Below are 17,302 nucleotides of genomic sequence, written 5' to 3'. Positions count from 1 at the left end.
CTGTTCGTCCACCCGGCTTCAGGCTGCGCGCAGTGAGCTCAGGGCCGCGTGCTGCTCGAGACCGACCCGTCCCGGCGCGACGGCGAGAGCCACCGCGGTCTGCCGCGCATCGAGACCGACGATGGTGCGCAGGATGAGGATCTCCTGCTGGAGACGAGTCAGGGGGATCGCCTCCGAGCTCACGAACTCGGAATCGGCAGTGTCGGAGACCACCGTGTACGCCAGCCGCAGGAAAGGCCGGTCGGCCCCGGACGGCGCGGCGAGTTCGGCGAGGATCGCGCGGCAAGCGGCCGGAGCGAGCCGGTCGGCCTCGGCAAAGGTGCCTCCGGCGGCTTTCGCGCGTGCCCGGAAGTAGGCGGTCACGAGCGGATGCAGGTCGCGCAGAAGTCGCGGGATCGCGGTGGCGTCGCCGGCCGCGACCGTCCACGCCAGCTCGCACGTCGTGAACTGCGATGCGGTGACATCCGTCCCCGCGCCGAATCTCCATCTGCCGCTCGTCATTCGCCCCCCCTCGTGGCTCGATTCCGAGCCTAGGGCGAGGACGTCGCCTCCGGCAGCCATCGTTCGGATGATTCTTCTCTTGTGACCCGATGGTGAGCGGGCCGCAATCTGTGGGGCAGCCACCGGGGCGGACGATCGGGTGCCTGATCGAGTACCCCACCGACGGGATCGTCGACGAAGCCGTATCGCACAGGATCCCTCACCGGACGCCGGATCTGCCACAGCACCACCGCACACAACGCCACCACGGCGACATCGCGCAGGAAGACCGTGCCGGTGAACCACTGCTCCGGCAGCCCCTTCCGATCAGTGCCCAGGTAGTAGTACATGCGCGGAACCCACACCAGCGCATCGATCGTCATCCAGGCGAGCAGCGCGCGGCGGTGGGGTACCGCCAGCACGGCGAGCGGCACGAGCCACAACGAGTACTGCGGACTCCACACCTTGTTGGTGAGCAGGAAGGCCGCGACGAGAAGGAAACACAACTGCGCCAGGCGGGGACGCCGCGGCGCGGTGAGCCCGATCCAGCCGATCACAATGCAGGCCGCCGCGAACAGCACGAGCGACACCCCGTTGAAGGTCGACGCCGACCAGCTCGGCCACCCCAGGAAAGAATGCAGCACGTTGTAGATCGAATCGGGATCCGCTCCGCGATCGGAGTTGAGGCGGAAGAACTCCGCCCATCCGCGCGGGTACAACACCATGATCGGCAGATTCACGGCCAGCCATGCGGCGGCAGCAGCTCCTGCGGTGCGGGCGAACGACCGCAGGTGGCCGGTACGCAGACACAGCACCAGCAGTGGACCGAGCAACAGCACCGGATACAACTTCGTCGCCGCACCGAGACCGAGCAGGACACCGGCGAGAACCGGTCGGCGTCTGGCCCACGCCAGCAGGCCACCGGCAGCGAACGCCGTGGCCAGGGCATCGAAATTCGTGAACGCGTGCACCACGACCAGCGGGGACGCTGCGACGAGGGCAGCGTCCCAGATCCTCCGGCCCGCCGACATCGCAGTGGCCCACACCGTGACGAGCCAGGCGAGCGCGAGCCCGACCGCGACGACCGAGAAGTAGATCGCGACCTGCAGAGCGTGGGGAAGCCACGGTGTGGCATCCCACGCCTTCGCGATGCGCATCGAACCGTACTGGTACAGACCCGCGAGCACCGGATACTCCATGTACCGGGTCTGCATCTGCCCGTCGGGACCGGGTTCCTCCCACGACGTCCGGTACGGGAAGGCGCCCTCCGCAAGGCGTTCGGCGCCGTAGAGCGGAACGATGTCGGAATAACACATCGCCACGTACTGCCGGTCGCCGCTCCAGTCCAGACCGAGCGCGCCGTCGGATCCGACGGGTCCCTGCTGTACACAGGCCGCCTTCGTGAACCATCCGAAGGCGAGGAAGACGACCGCGAGCAACAACATCGCCCGCAGGGGAGTGAAGAAGCGGGTGCGACCCAGCACGGCATGCCGCCCGACCGGACCACCGATGACCGTGGTCAGCCGCGTCACCGTCGGATCGGTGCGCCCGGGGGTGTCGCGCCAGTCCAGGGAACGACGATCCTCGGCCGGTGGTGCAGCGGACACCACCGGCCGGACGTCGGATCGCCGGTCGTCGCTCACGCGGCGAGGCTACCCGGCCGGAGCGTATTCGAACGCGCCCTGGGGACTACCGCCCTGCGCGCCCGGAATCGCGGGGCTCTCGAGTCCCGGGATGCGGTTCTGCGGAGGCGATCCACCGCCGTCTGACTCGTCTCCCGTGCCACCACCGGTTCCGCCGCCGGTGTCCTCGCTCTCCTCCTGCTGACCACCGGTACCGGGACGGGTGGGCACGCTCTGGGTGGTCGTCTGCGGAGCGACACCCGGAACCGGGATCGTGACACCGGGGAAGATCTCCACGTTCTGAGTGGTGATCTCGGGAACCTCCGGCAGGCTCGGCACCACACGCGAGGTGGTGGTCTCCTGACGGGTGGCCGGGGCGGTGGTCGTCGCGGTCCAGGCCGGTACCCCGGAGACACCGGCGATCGCTGCCGGCTTCGGGAACGACTCGACCTCGGTGCCCTCGAGAGCGCCGTCCATCGTGTCCTTCCAGATGTCCGACGGGATGCCCGAGCCGTAGATCATGCCGCCCCAGCTGTTCTCCAGCGGCAGTCCCTCCTCCGTGCCGACCCACACCGCGGTCGACAGGGACGGCGTGTAGCCGACCATCCACGCGTCCTTGTTGGAGCCGGTGTCACCGAGCTGGGCGGTGCCGGTCTTCGCCGCGGACGGACGGCCTCCGGCCAGGGCGTGACCGTTCGAATACGCGGCGATCGGGGTCATCGCGGAGGTGGTGTTGTCGGCCACCGCCGCGTCGACGACCTGCTCGCCGGTGGGAGTGCCGCGGTCGAGGAGGACCTCACCGTCGGACGTCACGACCTTCTGCACGAAATAGGGCTCGTGATGACGGCCGGACGCCGCGAGCGTGGCATAGGCCGACGCCATGTCGAGCACGCGTGACTGGTACTGACCCAGGACGATGCCGTAGTTGGGGCCGGCACCGTCCGGCTCGGTGAGGGTCTCGCCGATGCCCGGCAGCTCCTTCGCGATGCCCAGCTTGTGCGCCATGTCGGCGATGGCCTGCGGGCCGTTGTCCATCGCGAGCATCATCCGGTAGAAACTCGTGTTCAACGACCGCTTCAGGGCTTCGGCGATGGTGCACTGCCCGCACGACTCGCCCTCCACGTTGCCGATCTCGATGCCGTTGACCGTCAGCGGACCGCTGTCGTAGGTCTGCGACAGCGGCACACCCTGATCGAGGTTGGCCGCCAGACCGAATACCTTGAACGACGAACCCGTCTGCAGGCCCGACTGCGCGAAGTCGTAACCGACACCGCTCTCACCGCCGTAATAGGCGCGGATCGCCCCGGAGCGGGGATCGACGGACACCACCGCGGTGCGCAATTCCTCGGGCTCCCCCTCGAGATTGGTCTGCGCCGCCTCGACCGCCGACTGCTGTGCCTGCGCGTCGATCGTCGTGGTGATCTGCAGTCCGGCCGTGTTGAGGAGATTCTCGTCGATACCCTCACGCGCCAGCTCGGCGAGCACCTGGTTCTTGATCAGCCCCTCGGGACCGGACGACTGGTCGCCGTTGTCGAGTTCCGCGATCGGCATGTATGCCGGGTACCGCATTCCCGACCGCTCGGCCGCATCGAGCGTGCCGGCGGAGACCATACCGTCGAGCACGTAGTTCCACCGTGCTTCCGCACCCTCGGGGTTCTGCTCGGGATCGAGCAGCGACGGCAGCTGGATCGACGAGGCGAGCACGGCACCTTCCTCGACGGTGAGTTCACCGACGGGCTTGCCGAAGTACGCGTTCGACGCCGCTGCGATGCCGTAGGCACCGCGGCCGAAGTAGATGGTGTTGAGATAGGCCGCGAGGATGTCGTCCTTGGCCCACTGGTTCGCCATCTTCGTCGACAGCACCAGCTCCTTGAGCTTGCGGGTCAACGTCCGCTCGGAACCGACGACCGCGACCTTCACGTACTGCTGGGTGATGGTCGAGCCACCACCGGCGCTGTCGCGACCGAGCACGTTGTCGCGGGCAGCGCGCGCGAAACCGGTGATCGAGAAGCCGGGATTGCTGTAGAAATCGCGGTCCTCGGCGGCCAGTACGGCATTGCGGACGTGCACGGGAATCGCATCGAGTTCGACCTCGGTGCGGTTGCCCTCCGGCGGGATCACCTTCGTGATGACGCCCTCACCGTCGGAATTGAAGATGGTCGCGGCCTGGTTCGTCTGAAGCTCACCCGGACGCGGCACGTCCTGGACGACGTACGCCAGCATGAACATGAGGATCGGGGCGAGGATGCCCGCGGCGACCACGCCGTAACCGACCCGGCGGATCGTGCGCCAGTGGTTGCTCCTGCCGTCGCCCTTTCCGCCACCGGCCCCGCCGCCGGAACCGCCACCGGGCGGAACGGTGGGAGGACCACCCGCAGGCGGGCCCCCGGCGACGCGGGTCGTGGGCGCCTCACCCGCACGATCGGCACCGCCGACGGGTGTCGACGCGGCAACCCGCTGGGTCGGGGCGTCCGCTCCGGGACGCTGTGCCTGGGCGTCCGCTCCGGAACGCTGTGCCGGGGCGTCCGCTCCGGGACGCATCGCAACGGTCGGATCGGCCTGCGGCGAGCGCTGGACGGGGGGCAACGTGCCGGGACGCGGCATCGGCTGGTCGGGATTACGCGGCGGGTTCGCACCCGGGGCGGGCATCGGTCCGCGCGGCGGGTAAGGCTGCCCCGGCCGGCCCTGCTGGGGACCCGGTCCCTGCGGTCCCTGACCTTGTCCGGGACCTTGGGGACGCGGCCCCTGACCGGGAGCTTGCGGCGGGTACGGCGGGCGTGCGCCGGGACGCGGCGGCGGGCCGGCGGGACCGCTCGGCTGTCCTTGACCCCCCGGGCGACCCGGCTGCCCCGGTGCTCCCGGTTGCCCCGGTGCTCCCGGTTGCCCCGGTGCTCCCGGTTGACCCTGCGGTCGGGGCTGCGGAGGCAACGGGCGACCCTGCACCGGGCCCGGAGCAGGGCGCTGCTGTCCCTGACCGGCAGGAGGACCGGGGCGTTGCGGCCCGGGCTGCGGTCCGGCAGGACCACCGCGCCGGGGCGGAACAACCTTGTTGTCCTCGGGTTCGTTGTCGGGGGAACTCACGTACTCATCTCCAACTGTTCTCGCGACGCATCACGCCGCGGCCTCGACACTGCTCCACGGACAGCCGATCGACGACGCCGGTGGACGGCAGCCGTTCGACGATGTGCGCAGCGGACGACGCGACGATCAGGTCGTGCGGGTCGGACCCAGGAGCGAACTCCAGAGGAAAGCGTACGGGCACGTCGCCGGTGCCCCTTCACTCGCTGGCGGTACGACGGCTCGATCCCGTCGACCGGCGACGCGGGCTCTTGGGGGCAGGTTGCGAGCCCAGGACGTACGACTGCACCAGGTGGTTCCAGCTACAGGTACGGCACACCTCGACCAGATGGACCGAGAATTCCTCCTGGCTGGCGGCCAGACGCACCAGCTCCTCGGGAGTGCGCGCCGACCCGGACACCGGACCGAGCTTGTCGCCGAAGACCCACGAGACGAGGGTCAACTGCTCCTTACGGCAGATGGGGCACACCACATCGCTGCCCCGTCCGTGGAATTTCGCCGCCCGCAGCAGATAGGGGCTCGCGTCGCAGACCTCGCTGACTCCGCGCCGCCCCGAGTAGACCTCCGCGAGCAGCGAGCGCCGCTGCAACGCGTAGTCCACCACCTGCCGCTGAATTCGCACGGCTTCCAGAGTACGTGCGGGCGATGGGGCGATGGGCGTGGAGTCGCCCACTCGATACGAACCCGTGTGGTCCCGGTCGACTCCGGAGAGGGATGTCCGTCCGGAACGTCGTGTGACATCCAGCCCGTGCGGCGTATCGTCGAATATATCGGCACGATATAGTTCTGCGTCGTATCAATCGGTTGGTTCGAACGGAAACAGGAGGTGACCCGTGCTGGAATTGGCGATACTCGGGCTCCTCCTCGAGTCGCCCATGCACGGCTACGAGCTGCGCAAGCGTCTGACCGGGCTCCTCGGGGCCTTCCGTGCCTTCTCCTACGGGTCGCTCTATCCGACCCTGCGGAGGATGCAGGCGGACGGCCTCATCGAAGAGAATTCGGGAACTCCCGGTCCCGTGAAGCGACGTGCCCGCCGCGTCTACCAGCTCACCCCGAAGGGGCGAGAACGCTTCACCGAGCTGGTCGCCGACACGGGACCGCAGAACTACACCGATGACGGATTCGGCGTGCACCTCGCCTTCTTCGGTCGCACCCCCGCCGAAGCGCGGATGCGAATTCTCGAAGGCAGGCGCCGCCAGGTCGAGGAGCGCAGAGAAGCGCTCCGCGATGCGATCGGACGGGCCAGCGGCACTCTCGATCGTTACACCCGTCAGCTCCATCAGCTCGGCCTCGAGTCGAGCGAGCGCGAAGTGCGCTGGCTCAACGAACTCATCGCCGCCGAGCAGTCGTCAGCAGCACGCAACAAAGAAGGAGAACCCGACCATGGGTGAGAACAGCACCGCGGTGCGCGTGGCCATTGTGGGCGTGGGGAACTGTGCCTCCTCCCTGGTCCAGGGCGTCGAGTACTACAAGGATGCGGACGCCGAGACCACCGTCCCCGGTCTGATGCACGTCGAATTCGGTCGCTACCACGTGCGCGACGTCAAGTTCGTCGCCGCGTTCGATGTGGACGCCAAGAAGGTCGGCTTCGACCTGTCCGAGGCGATCCTCGCGAGCGAGAACAACACCATCAAGATCGCCGACGTGCCGCCGCTCGGCGTGCCCGTCCAGCGCGGCCACACGCTCGACGGTATCGGCAAGTACTACTCCGAGACCATCGAGCTCTCCGACGCCGAGCCCGTCGACGTGGTCAAGGCACTGAAGGACGCCGAGGTCGACGTTCTCGTCTCCTACCTCCCCGTGGGTTCCGAAGAGGCCGACAAGTTCTACGCGCAGTGCGCCATCGATGCCGGTGTCGCCTTCGTCAACGCCCTCCCCGTGTTCATCGCCTCCGATCCCGAGTGGGCGCAGAAGTTCACCGACGCCGGTGTCCCGATCGTCGGCGACGACATCAAGTCGCAGGTCGGCGCCACCATCACCCACCGCGTGATGGCGAAGCTCTTCGAGGACCGCGGTGTCGTGCTCGACCGCACGTACCAGCTCAACGTCGGCGGCAACATGGACTTCAAGAACATGCTCGAGCGTGAGCGTCTCGAGTCCAAGAAGGTCTCCAAGACCCAGGCCGTCACCTCGAACCTCAACGGCCCGCTGGCCGGCAAGGTCCACGACCGCGACGTGCACATCGGTCCCTCCGACTACGTGCAGTGGCTCGACGACCGCAAGTGGGCGTACGTCCGCCTCGAGGGTCGCGCCTTCGGCGATGCCCCGCTCAACCTCGAGTACAAGCTCGAGGTGTGGGACTCCCCGAACTCCGCCGGCATCATCATCGACGCCATCCGCGCGGCGAAGATCGCCAAGGACCGCGGCATCGGTGGCCCGATCCTCCCGGCTTCGGCCTACCTGATGAAGTCCCCGCCGGTCCAGATGGCCGACGACACGGCACGCGCCGAGCTCGAGGCGTTCATCATCGGAGCCGACGCGTAGAGCCGCTCTCCGGAGCGATTTCCGACGAAGGCCGCATCCTTTCGGGATGCGGCCTTCGTCGTTGTCGCTCTGCGGGTTCCGACCCCGTCTACGCCATCTTCCGGATCACCGACAGCGGCAGCACCTTCATGGCGTAACCGAGCGGAATCCACGGCCATCCCGGCACATACGCCTTGGCGGGCTCCTTTTCGATCGCAGCAGCCAGTGCGCGACAACCTGTTTCGGTGTCGACGATGAACGGGACCTTCTTCACCTTCTCGTTGATCTCCGACCGGATGTATCCGGGGAAGATCGTGCTCACCGAGATATCGGTGTCGGCGAGGTCGGCACGCATCCCCTCACCGAGAGAGGCGACGGCGGCCTTGGACGCGGCATAGGTCGTCAGGTTGCGCGGCATGCCGCGGAGCGCACTCATCGACGAGATCAGCACGACGTGGCCGCGCCCGCGGGGGCGCATGAGTTCGAGCGCCGCTTCACTCTGCGCGAGCGCACCGAGGAAGTTGGTGTTCGCAGTCTGGACATTGGCACGGAAGTAACCGGTGCCCAGGGGCTGCCCCTTGCCGAGACCGGCATTGACGATCACCCGGTCGAGACCGCCGAGCTCGTCGTCGAACTCGCGGAAGACGGTGAACACGTCGTCGTGCCGGTTCACGTCGAGGGCGCGCACGCTCACGGTGATGCCCGGGTGCGCGGCGAGCAGTTCGTCCTGCAACTCCTCGAGCCGTTCGACGCGACGGGCGGCGAGCGCGAGATTCCTTCCACGCGCCGCGAATTCACGCGCCATACCGGCACCGAGCCCGGAACTCGCACCGGTGATGAGGATGTTCCGTCGCTGCGGGCGGCTCATCGGTTCTCCTTCTCGTATCGATCGATCAATGCACTGCAACGGGATTCGAGGTAGCCGACCACGATCCAGAAGTCCTCGAAGGCCGGATTGGTGGTGTGGCCGTGGTGGTAGCGGTAGTAGATCTGCTGGGCGATCACGGCGAGGCGGAACAGTCCGAACACCTCGTAGAATCCCCAGCCGTCCACCGGTAATCCGGTTCGCTCGGAATAATATTCGACGATCTCCTGCCGGGTGAGCATGCCGGGCAGGTCGGACGGTTGCCGCTTCGTGAGCAGCAGCATGTCGTCGTCGTCCGCCTGCACCCAGTAGGCGAGCGACGATCCGAGATCCATCAGGGGGTCGCCGATGGTGGCCAGTTCCCAGTCGAGCACCGCAACCGGCTTCAGCGGGTCGTTCTCGTCGAGAACGATGTTGTCGAGGCGGAAGTCGCCGTGGATCACGGTCTGTGCGACGTCCTCGGGTTGCCGCGCCGCCAACCACGTGGTGACACGGGCGAAGTCGGGGACGTTGTCGGTGCGGGCCTTGGTGTAGCGCGACGTCCAGCCCGCGACCTGCCGTGCGACGTAGCCGGAACCGCGACCCAGTTCGGACAGTCCTGCGGACTCCGGATCGATGCCGTGCAGTTCGACGAGCAGGTCGACGATGCGCAGGCACAATGTGCGGGTGTCCGCCTCGGTGAGGTCGAGGTCGGTGGGCGGATTCGTCCGCAGGATGGTGCCGGGAACCCGGTCCATGACGTAGAAGTCGCTGCCGAGCACACCGCGATCGGTGCACAGGCCGACCATGGTGGGAACGTACGGGTAGACCGGTGCGAGCATCGACTGGATGCGGTACTCGCGTGCCATGTCGTGCCCCGACGACGGCTTCGCCCCCGCCGGCGGGCGACGCAGCACGAGATCGCGGTCCGGATACCGCAGCAGATAGGTGAGATTGGATGCGCCGCCGGAGAACTGGCGAACCTCCGGTACCCCTCGGATACCGGCGTTCTCGTCGAGCCAGGCGGCGACCGCGTCGACGTCGAAGGCGTCCTCGTCGCGAACGGTGCGGGCGTTGTCGGGAAGTGCGGTCATCGTCGGAATCTCCCGTCTCACGCGTACTTGCCGAGTTCGAACCGGGCGACAAGCCCCTGGTGCACCTCGTCGGGCCCGTCCGCCAGCCGCAGTGCGCGTGCCGCCGTCCATGCACCGGCGAGGGGGAAGTCGTCGGAGAGCCCACCGCCGCCGTGGATCTGGATGGCGAAGTCGGCGATCTGCTGGGTCACGCGCGGTGCGACCACCTTGATCTCGGAGACCGCCGAGCGTGCCCCGGCGAGTCCCTGTGTGTCGAGCAGCCATGCCGCGTGCAGGACGAGCAGACGCAGCTGGTTGATCGCGATGCGCGCGTCGGCGATCCGTTCCCGGTTGCCGCCGAGATCGATGATCGGCTTGCCGAAGGCGGTGCGTTCGAGACCGCGACGGCACGCGAGCTCGAGAGTGCGCTCGGCGAGCCCGACGAGGCGCATGCAGTGGTGGATGCGTCCCGGTCCGAGGCGTCCCTGCGCGATCTCGAATCCCCTTCCGGGGCCCGCGATGACGGCGTCGAGCGGCAGGCGCACGTCGGTGAAGGACACCTCGCCGTGGCCGCTGGGCTCGTCGAAGAAGCCCATCGTCGGGAGCATGCGCTCGACCTCGACGCCCGGCGTGTCGATGGGCACGAGCACCATCGAATGTCTTTGGTACTTGTGGGCTTCCGGATCGGTCAGGCCCATGAAGATGAGCACCTTGCAGTCGGGGTGGCCGATGCCGGTGCTCCACCATTTGCGGCCGTCGAGGACGATCTCGTCGCCGTCGACCACGGCGGTCGCGGCCATGTTGGTGGCGTCCGACGAGGCGACCTCGGGTTCGGTCATGCAGAAAGCCGAGCGGATCTCGCCGTCGAGCAGGGGCCGCAGCCACTGCTCCTTCTGCGCGGCGCTGCCGTAGTGATAGAGCACCTCCATGTTGCCGGTGTCGGGCGCGTCGCAGTTGAACACCGCGGAGACGAACGGCGAGCGGCCCATCTCCTCGGCGAGCGGGGCGTAGTCGACGTTCGACAATCCGGCACCGAGTTCGGCGTCGGGAAGGAAGAGGTTCCACAGCCCCTCGGCGCGGGCCTTGCGCTGCAGCTCGCGGAATTCGGGGGAGACGGCCCACCTCTCGGCGGCGTCGATGTCGCGTCGTCCTTCACCCGCCGTGCGTCGCGCGGCCCGCAGTTGCTGCTCGACAGGCGTGACCTCGCCTGCGATGAACGCCCGCAGACGTTCGAGATAGTCGCGACTGCGCTCGGACTGTGCGAAATCCATCGGGTGCCTTCCGTCGAGTCGACCGGGAACTGCCCGGCCGGGCGGCCTTAACTGAGCGATGCTCAGTTAGGCTATCGGTGTGAGCACCCCGCGACAAGAGGCATCCACAGGCCGGCGTCGTCTGCCGCCGGAGGAACGTCGCCGGCAACTCGTCGCCATCGGACTGCAGGAACTGTCGACCCGGCCCATCCACGCCCTGTCCATCGACCGCGTCGCCGAGATCGCCGGTATCTCCCGCGGCCTGCTGTTCCGTTATTTCCCCACCAAGCAGGACTTCTACGTCGCGGTCGTCGGCGCCGCGTCACGCCGGTTGCTCCGCGCCGCGGATCCCGACCCGGACGAGCAGGATCCGCTCCGGGCCGTAGTGCACCCGTTCGTCTCGTTCATCGACCGCCACGGCGACAACTATCAGGCCTTCTTCCACAGCGGCGTCGGATCCGACCCCCAGATCCGCGACATCCACGACTCTATGCGCGACACCATGGTCGGGCGAGTCGTCGCGGCGCTGGGCTGCGACGACACCCGCGTGACCCGAATGCGGCTGCGGGCCTGGTGGGCACTCGTGGAGTCGCTGGCGATCGACCGGTTCCGCGACGGGACGCCGAGCATCGACGAGGTCGTCGACTATTCGGCCGCCCTGCTGCCGACGGTGCTGACGGGGTCGTAGTCCCCGGCCGGCTCGTCGACGACGAAGGGGTGGAGTACATGTCTACAAGCCGGGGATCTGGATCGTGACGCCGGGGAACACCTCGATCTGCGAGGGCACCGGAACGGGGAGATCGACCGGCGGTGCGGGAATCGTGATCGGCGGCAGGTTCGACAGGTCCGGCAGCCTGAAGGTCGGCGGCGGGGGGGTGTTGGTCTCGATACCGGCGTCCTTGGGGACACCCGCCTGTCCACCGATGGGCGCCGGCCACGGGAAGCTCTCGACCGGCGTGCCCTCGAGGGCGCCGTCCATCGTTCCCTTCCAGATGTCCGAGGGCAGACCGGAGCCGTAGATCGACCCACCCCAGCTGTTGGTGATCGGCCCGGCGTCGGGTGTGCCCATCCACACGGCCGTCGACAGCGACGGGGTGTACCCGACCATCCAGGCATCCTTGTTCAGGCCGGTGTCGCCGAGCTGCGTGGTACCGGTCTTCGCCGCCGACGGCCGGCCACCGGCGAGCGCGTGCCCGCGCGAATACGCGGCGATCGGCATCATGGCCTGGGTCGTGTTGTCGGCGACCGCGGCGTCGAGGCGCTGCTCGCCGGGTGACGCCGGTCGATCGAGGAGCACGACCCCGTCGGCCGTCACGACCTTCTGCACGAAGTACGGCTCGTGGAAGACACCGGACGCGGCGATCGTCGCGTAGGCCGACGCCATGTCGATCACCCGCGCCTGGTACTGACCGAGAACGATGCCGCCCTCCGGGGAACCGCCGTTCTCGCTCAGCGTCTGCCCCTCGACGCCGGGGATCGTCAGGGGGATTCCTGCGGCGTGCGCGGCGTCGGCGATCTTCTGGGGACCGTTCGACATGGACATCATGAGCCGGTAGAAGCTCGTGTTCAGCGACCGCTTGAGCGCCTCGGCGATCGTGCACCGCCCGCACGACTCGCCTTCGACGTTGCCGATGCGGACAGTGCCGACCGTCAGCGGCGAGCTGTCGAAGCGCGCGTTCAGGCCGATCCCGTCGTCGAGCGCGGCGAGCAGGCCGAACACCTTGAACGCCGACCCGGTCTGGACGGGCGCCTGCGCGAAGTCGAAGCCGGCGCCGTCCTCACCGCCGTAGTAGGCGCGCACGGCCCCCGAGCGGGGGTCCACCGAGACCACCGCGGTGCGCAATTCCCCGGGTTCCCCCGACAGCGTGGACCGGGCGGAGTCGATCGCCGCCTGCTGTGCCCTCGGGTCGATCGTGGTGGTGATCCGCAGACCCTCGGTGTTGAGGGTCTGTTCACTGATCCCCGCCGCGGACAGCTCGCGCAACACCTGCGTGCGGATGTGGCCTTCCGGCCCCGTCGCCTCCGTGGCCAGCACGAGGGTGTTCGACGGCACCGTCGGGGGGAACACCTGGGCCGACCTCTCCGACGGGTCGAGGACGTCCATGTCGACCATGCCGTCGAGCACGTAGTTCCAGCGCTCTTCGATCGCCGGCAGGTTGTACTCGGGATCGAGCGAGGACGGTGTCCGGATCACCCCGGCCAGGACGGCACCCTCGGAGACCGACAGCTCCTCGACGGGCTTGCCGAAGTACGCCTGGGACGCCGCGCCGATGCCGTAGGCACCCCGGCCGAAGTAGATGGTGTTGAGGTACGCCTCGAGGATCTCGTCCTTCGACCACTGCCGCGCCATCTTGGTGGAGATGACGAGTTCGCGCATCTTGCGTTCGAGCGTGCGGTCGGCGCCGACGAGCACGTTCTTGACGTACTGCTGGGTGATCGTGGAACCACCACCGGCGGTGTCCTTGCCCATGACGTTGTCGCGGGCCGCACGAGCGAAACCGGTGATCGAGAAGCCGGGGTTGCTGTAGAAGTTGCGGTCCTCCGCCGACAGCACGGCGTTGCGGACGTGCTCGGGGATCTGCGCGATCCCGACCTCGAGACGGTTGCCCTCCGGCGGGACCACCCGGGTGATCTCGGTGGCGTCGTCGGCCGCGTAGACCCGCGCGAGCTGGTTCGTCTTCATGTCCGACGGGGTCGGCACGTCCGCCGAGTAGTACGCGGTGGCGAAGACGCCGAGCGGTACGAGCACGGCGAGAACGAACGCGACGAGTACGGCGTAGCGGACGATGTGTCCCCTGCTCTTCTTCGCTGCGGCCGCAGCGGCACGCGAGGAGGTAGACCTCTTGGGGCTCGTCACTCGTTCCACCTTCTCCGTACCGGACATCCGAGCGGGAGGGACTCCCGCCCACCGTATGGTACGGAAACGACCGAGGGACACCTCCGGACCACCGTTCCGGTGCTTCTCACGCCACGTGCGTGGTCATCCCGATCGGCGCCACGCGCGGAACGCGAGCCCCCACATCACGACGAATGCGAGCAGCACGAGAGACGGCACGACACCGGGTTGCGGCGACGTCAGCTCGGCGACTGCGGCGATCACGGCCATCGCCGTGAACACCGTGAGGAGGCCGAGCAGCATCTCGAGTCGGTTCCGGCGCGGAACCTTCCTCACGACTTGACGCCACCCGCGGTCAGGCCCGAGATGATGCGCCGCTGGAAGATCAGCACCATCACCACGAGCGGCACCATGACGAGGGTGCCACCGGCCATGATCGATGCATACGGGGTGACGTACGGATCGGTGCCGGTGAATCGTGCCATCGCGACCGTCACCGGGGCCGTGCTCTCGTTCGACAGCTGCGACATCAGCAGATACTCGTTGACGGTCGCGATGAAGGCGAGGATCGCTGTGGTGAACAGGGCGGGGGCGGCGAGCGGCAGCATGACCAGACGGAACGCCTGCCCCCGCGTCGCACCGTCCATGCGGGCGGCCTCCTCGAGTTCCCACGGCAGTTCCGAGAAGAACGAGGTGAGCGTGTAGATGGTCAGCGGCAGCACGAACGAGATGTTCGGGATGATCAGCGCCTGGTACTTGCCGATCCAGCCGATGTCGGTGAACAACTGGAACAGCGGCGTCACGAGCGCGACGACGGGGAACATCGACGCGCCGAGGATGATGCCGGTGACGAAGTACTTGCCGCGGAAGTCGAAGCGCGACAGTGCGTAGGCGGTGAACACGCCCAGCAGCAGCGCGACCGCCGTGGTGGCACCGGCGATGATGACGCTGTTGAGCAGCGCCCGCGAGAAGTTGACCTTGGCGTCGGGGTCGAGTGCGTCGGCGAAGTTCTGCAGCGTCGGGTTCGACGGCCACAGGGTCGTGCTGAACGTCTCCGACGGGTCGCGCAGAGCCGTGACGACCATCCAGTAGCAGGGGGCCAGACCCCACACGACGATCAGCGCGACGCCCGCATAGGTGCCGACCGTGCTCAATCGGCGCTTCATCGGCACCTTGCGGACCTGCACCGGATCCGGCTCGGTGCGGGGTGCCTCGGTGGTGGTGACGGTCATACGACTTCCCCCTTACGCTGCTTCTCCTGCGTGCTCACCGCGTTGGCGCCGAGGAACCGCACCAGCACGAAGGCGACGGCGAAGATGAGCAGGAAGGTGATCGTGGACAGGGCGGACGCGGAGTTCGCACCCTGACGCATCTGGTCGACGACGAGCACCGAGATCGTCGACGTCGCGGGATTCGAACCCATCATGATCGCGGGCAGGTCGTACATGCGCAGCGCATCCATGGTGCGGAACAGGATCGCCACCATGAGGGCGGGCTTCACCAGCGGCAGGGTGATCATCTTGAACCGCTGCCAGGCGTTCGCGCCGTCGACCTTCGCCGCCTCGTAGACGTCCTGCGGGATCATCTGCAGTCCGGCGAGGATGAGCAGCGCCATGAACGGCGCCGTCTTCCACACGTCGGCGACGATGATCGCGACCCGGGCGGGCCACGGATCGGCGGTCCACAGGTAGTCGGTGCCGAGCAGCTTGTTGGCGGCACCGTCGTTGGCGAAGATGAAGAACCACAGCTTGGCGGTGACGGCGGTGGGGATCGCCCACGGCACGAGCACCGAGGCACGCAGCAGACCGCGACCCCGGAACGACTTGGCCATCACGACCGCCATGGCGAAACCGATCACCGTCTCGAGCGAGACCGTGACGACGGTGAAGAAGAAAGTGTTGAAGATCGACTGCCAGAACTGCGAGCCGAGGGTGCCCGGAGGGCAGGGGATCGAACCGGTGGCGGTACCGCAGGTCTGGGTGATCCAGCGCGTGTAGTTCTCGATCCCGACGAAGCCTCCGGTGACGAACCGCCCGGTCTCGGGATCGAGCCGCTTCGCGTCACCCTGCAGCGACATCCACATCGCTCGACCGAGCGGATACAGGATGATCACGGCCAGGACGAGCATCGACGGTGCGACGAACATCCATACCGGGACCTTGCGCCGCGTCTTCACCTCCGCGGCGGGAGGCGCGGGCACGCGGTGACGTCCGCCGACACGTCCGCGGTCGGGACCGGACACGGTCCCGACCGCGGAGGCGTGTGACGGATCCGCGGGATTATCGACCTGCGGGTCAGCCATGTACTTGCTCCTGGAGCATCAGTTGCCGGCGGTCTCGATGCCGGCCTCGGTGTCGTCCAGCGCCTGCTGGACGGTCTTCTCGCCACGGATCGCAGCGTAGGCGTTGTCGGCGATCGCCTTCGACACGGCCGAGTAGTACGGCGACGCCGGACGCGGCTTCGCGGCCTCGAGGGCTTCCTTCAACGTCGAGAAGTAGGGGTACTGCTCGAGGATCGACGCGTCGTCGTAGACCTCGGCGAGAACCGGTGCGCCGCCCGCCTCCGCGTAGTGCATCTGCGACTGGCGGGTCTGCATGAACTCGAGGAAGTCGCGCGCGGTGGCGGGAGCATCCGAGAATGCGCTGATGCCGACGTTGTACCCGCCGAGCGTCGAGACGCCGGGACCGTCGACGCCGGGCAGGACGGCGATGCCGTACTTGCCGGCGACCGACGACGTCTCGCCGTCGGTGTAGAAGCCCGGCCACGTGCGCAGGAACAGCGCCTCACCGTTGCCGAAGGCGGTCTGCGACTCACCCTCGGTGTAGGTCTGGGCGGCGGCCGGGATGATGCCGTCCTCGAAATTGTCCACGAGGAACTGCAGGCCTTCGGCCGTCTTGTCGTCGACGGCCGGGGTCAGGCCGTCCTCGGAGACGAAGGAGCCGCCGAAGGCATTGACGATCTCGGTGACGTTGACCGTCAGGCCCTCGTAGTTCTTGAACTGACCGATGTAGCAGGCGATGCCCGCCTCCTCCGCCTTCGGGCACTCGGCCTTCAGGTCGTCCCAGGTCGCGGGCGCCTTGTCGACGAGATCGGTGCGGTAGTACAGGAACGCGCCGTTGGTGTTCTTCGGGGCGGCGTAGAGGGTGCCGTTGTAGGTACCCGACTCGACGGTCGCGGGCAGCACGCCCTCGGTGTCGATCGCCAGGTCGCCCTCGAGGGGAAGCAGCCAGCCGTTCGCGGCGAACTCCGCCGTGTTGGTGACATCGACGGCGATGAGGTCGTACTCGTCGCTCTTGGCCTGCATCCGCTGGGCGATATCGGCGTACTGGTCGTTGGCCTCCTTGGCGAGCGGCTTGAACGTCACCTGCTCGTCGGGATGCTCGGCGTTCCAGTCGGCGATGATGCTCTCGAGCGCCGTGTTCAGGGGATCCTGCCCCTCGACGATCGTGATGGGGCCGCGGCCCTCACCGGAAGCAGCGGTGCCCTCACCGCCGGTCGAGGTGTCGTCGCCCCCGCTGTCCGACGAGCAACCCGCGAGAACGAGCGCGGTCGCGGCCGTTGCGGCGATCGCAGCCCTCCGCATCGCCTTCGTATTCAGAACCATCAACAACTCCCCATTTCGAGGTCGAAGAACACACGTCGGTGACCAGGTGCAC

15 protein-coding genes are annotated in these 17,302 nt (G+C 67.8%); 3 read left to right on the top strand and 12 right to left on the bottom strand.

The window, feature by feature from the left end; translation table 11 throughout:
* Positions 1-18: 18 nt before the first annotated feature.
* The 4 genes from EQ874_RS01565 to EQ874_RS01545 all read right to left on the bottom strand — a co-directional run bounded on the left by EQ874_RS01565 (position 19) and on the right by EQ874_RS01545 (position 5,802).
* On the bottom strand, positions 19-501 hold the full coding sequence (locus EQ874_RS01565; RefSeq protein ID WP_064062332.1) for a hypothetical protein: 483 nt from the start codon (positions 499-501) through the stop codon (positions 19-21).
* Positions 502-530: 29 nt separating this feature from the next.
* On the bottom strand, positions 531-2,123 hold the full coding sequence (locus EQ874_RS01560; RefSeq protein WP_129975140.1) for a glycosyltransferase 87 family protein: 1,593 nt from the start codon (positions 2,121-2,123) through the stop codon (positions 531-533).
* Between the two features lie 9 nt (positions 2,124-2,132).
* Positions 2,133-4,751: a transglycosylase domain-containing protein gene (locus tag EQ874_RS01555; RefSeq protein WP_165369173.1), complete on the bottom strand. Its 2,619-nt coding sequence runs from the start codon at positions 4,749-4,751 to the stop codon at positions 2,133-2,135.
* Between the two features lie 628 nt (positions 4,752-5,379).
* Entirely contained in the window at positions 5,380-5,802 is a 423-nt protein-coding gene (locus EQ874_RS01545; RefSeq protein ID WP_051017502.1) for a DUF5318 domain-containing protein, read from the bottom strand.
* Positions 5,803-6,013: 211 nt separating this feature from the next.
* On the opposite strand from EQ874_RS01545, the gene EQ874_RS01540 reads away from it, so the two are divergent.
* On the top strand, positions 6,014-6,571 hold the full coding sequence (locus tag EQ874_RS01540) for a PadR family transcriptional regulator (RefSeq protein WP_129975138.1): 558 nt from the start codon (positions 6,014-6,016) through the stop codon (positions 6,569-6,571).
* On the top strand, positions 6,564-7,664 hold the full coding sequence (locus EQ874_RS01535) for an inositol-3-phosphate synthase (protein WP_016932951.1): 1,101 nt from the start codon (positions 6,564-6,566) through the stop codon (positions 7,662-7,664). Before EQ874_RS01540 ends, EQ874_RS01535 begins: the two co-directional genes overlap by 8 nt.
* An 88-nt stretch (positions 7,665-7,752) precedes the next feature.
* Here the strand turns inward: EQ874_RS01535 and EQ874_RS01530 are convergent, their stop codons facing one another.
* From EQ874_RS01530 to EQ874_RS01520, 3 genes are read right to left on the bottom strand one after another with little or no spacing between them, the layout of a single operon-like run.
* On the bottom strand, positions 7,753-8,511 hold the full coding sequence (locus EQ874_RS01530; protein ID WP_129975136.1) for an SDR family oxidoreductase: 759 nt from the start codon (positions 8,509-8,511) through the stop codon (positions 7,753-7,755).
* A complete protein-coding gene (locus EQ874_RS01525) occupies positions 8,508-9,581 on the bottom strand; it encodes a phosphotransferase family protein (RefSeq protein ID WP_129975134.1) in 1,074 nt (357 codons plus the stop codon). Before EQ874_RS01525 ends, EQ874_RS01530 begins: the two co-directional genes overlap by 4 nt.
* A 17-nt stretch (positions 9,582-9,598) precedes the next feature.
* A complete protein-coding gene (locus EQ874_RS01520; protein ID WP_064062327.1) occupies positions 9,599-10,831 on the bottom strand; it encodes an acyl-CoA dehydrogenase family protein in 1,233 nt (410 codons plus the stop codon).
* A 79-nt stretch (positions 10,832-10,910) separates the two neighbouring features.
* Here EQ874_RS01520 and EQ874_RS01515 point away from each other — a divergent pair, with 79 nt between their 5' ends.
* Positions 10,911-11,498 (top strand): TetR/AcrR family transcriptional regulator, encoded by a 588-nt coding sequence (locus tag EQ874_RS01515; RefSeq protein WP_129975132.1) that lies wholly within the window; start codon positions 10,911-10,913, stop codon positions 11,496-11,498.
* Positions 11,499-11,540: 42 nt separating this feature from the next.
* On the opposite strand, the gene EQ874_RS01510 is transcribed toward EQ874_RS01515, so the two are convergent.
* The 5 genes from EQ874_RS01510 to EQ874_RS01490 form a co-directional block, all read right to left on the bottom strand.
* Complete coding sequence (locus EQ874_RS01510) at positions 11,541-13,667, bottom strand: transglycosylase domain-containing protein (protein ID WP_129975130.1); 2,127 nt, start codon at positions 13,665-13,667, stop codon at positions 11,541-11,543.
* Between the two features lie 123 nt (positions 13,668-13,790).
* The gene (locus EQ874_RS01505) at positions 13,791-13,982 is read right to left on the bottom strand and encodes a hypothetical protein (protein ID WP_016931804.1); all 192 of its coding nucleotides are present in this window, start codon (positions 13,980-13,982) and stop codon (positions 13,791-13,793) included.
* Positions 13,979-14,812 (bottom strand): carbohydrate ABC transporter permease, encoded by an 834-nt coding sequence (locus EQ874_RS01500; protein ID WP_064062512.1) that lies wholly within the window; start codon positions 14,810-14,812, stop codon positions 13,979-13,981. The genes EQ874_RS01505 and EQ874_RS01500 overlap by 4 nt, the downstream gene beginning before the upstream one ends.
* 62 nt (positions 14,813-14,874) lie before the next feature.
* Entirely contained in the window at positions 14,875-15,948 is a 1,074-nt protein-coding gene (locus EQ874_RS01495) for a sugar ABC transporter permease (RefSeq protein WP_064062325.1), read from the bottom strand.
* An 18-nt stretch (positions 15,949-15,966) separates the two neighbouring features.
* Entirely contained in the window at positions 15,967-17,250 is a 1,284-nt protein-coding gene (locus EQ874_RS01490; RefSeq protein ID WP_064062324.1) for an ABC transporter substrate-binding protein, read from the bottom strand.
* Positions 17,251-17,302: the final 52 nt, after the last annotated feature.

This window comes from Rhodococcus sp. Q1, assembly GCF_004153645.1.
GTDB lineage: Bacteria > Actinomycetota > Actinomycetes > Mycobacteriales > Mycobacteriaceae > Rhodococcus > Rhodococcus gordoniae.
The sequence above is the reverse complement of the archived record's forward strand: the minus strand, read 5'-3'. Positions and strand labels throughout refer to the sequence as shown.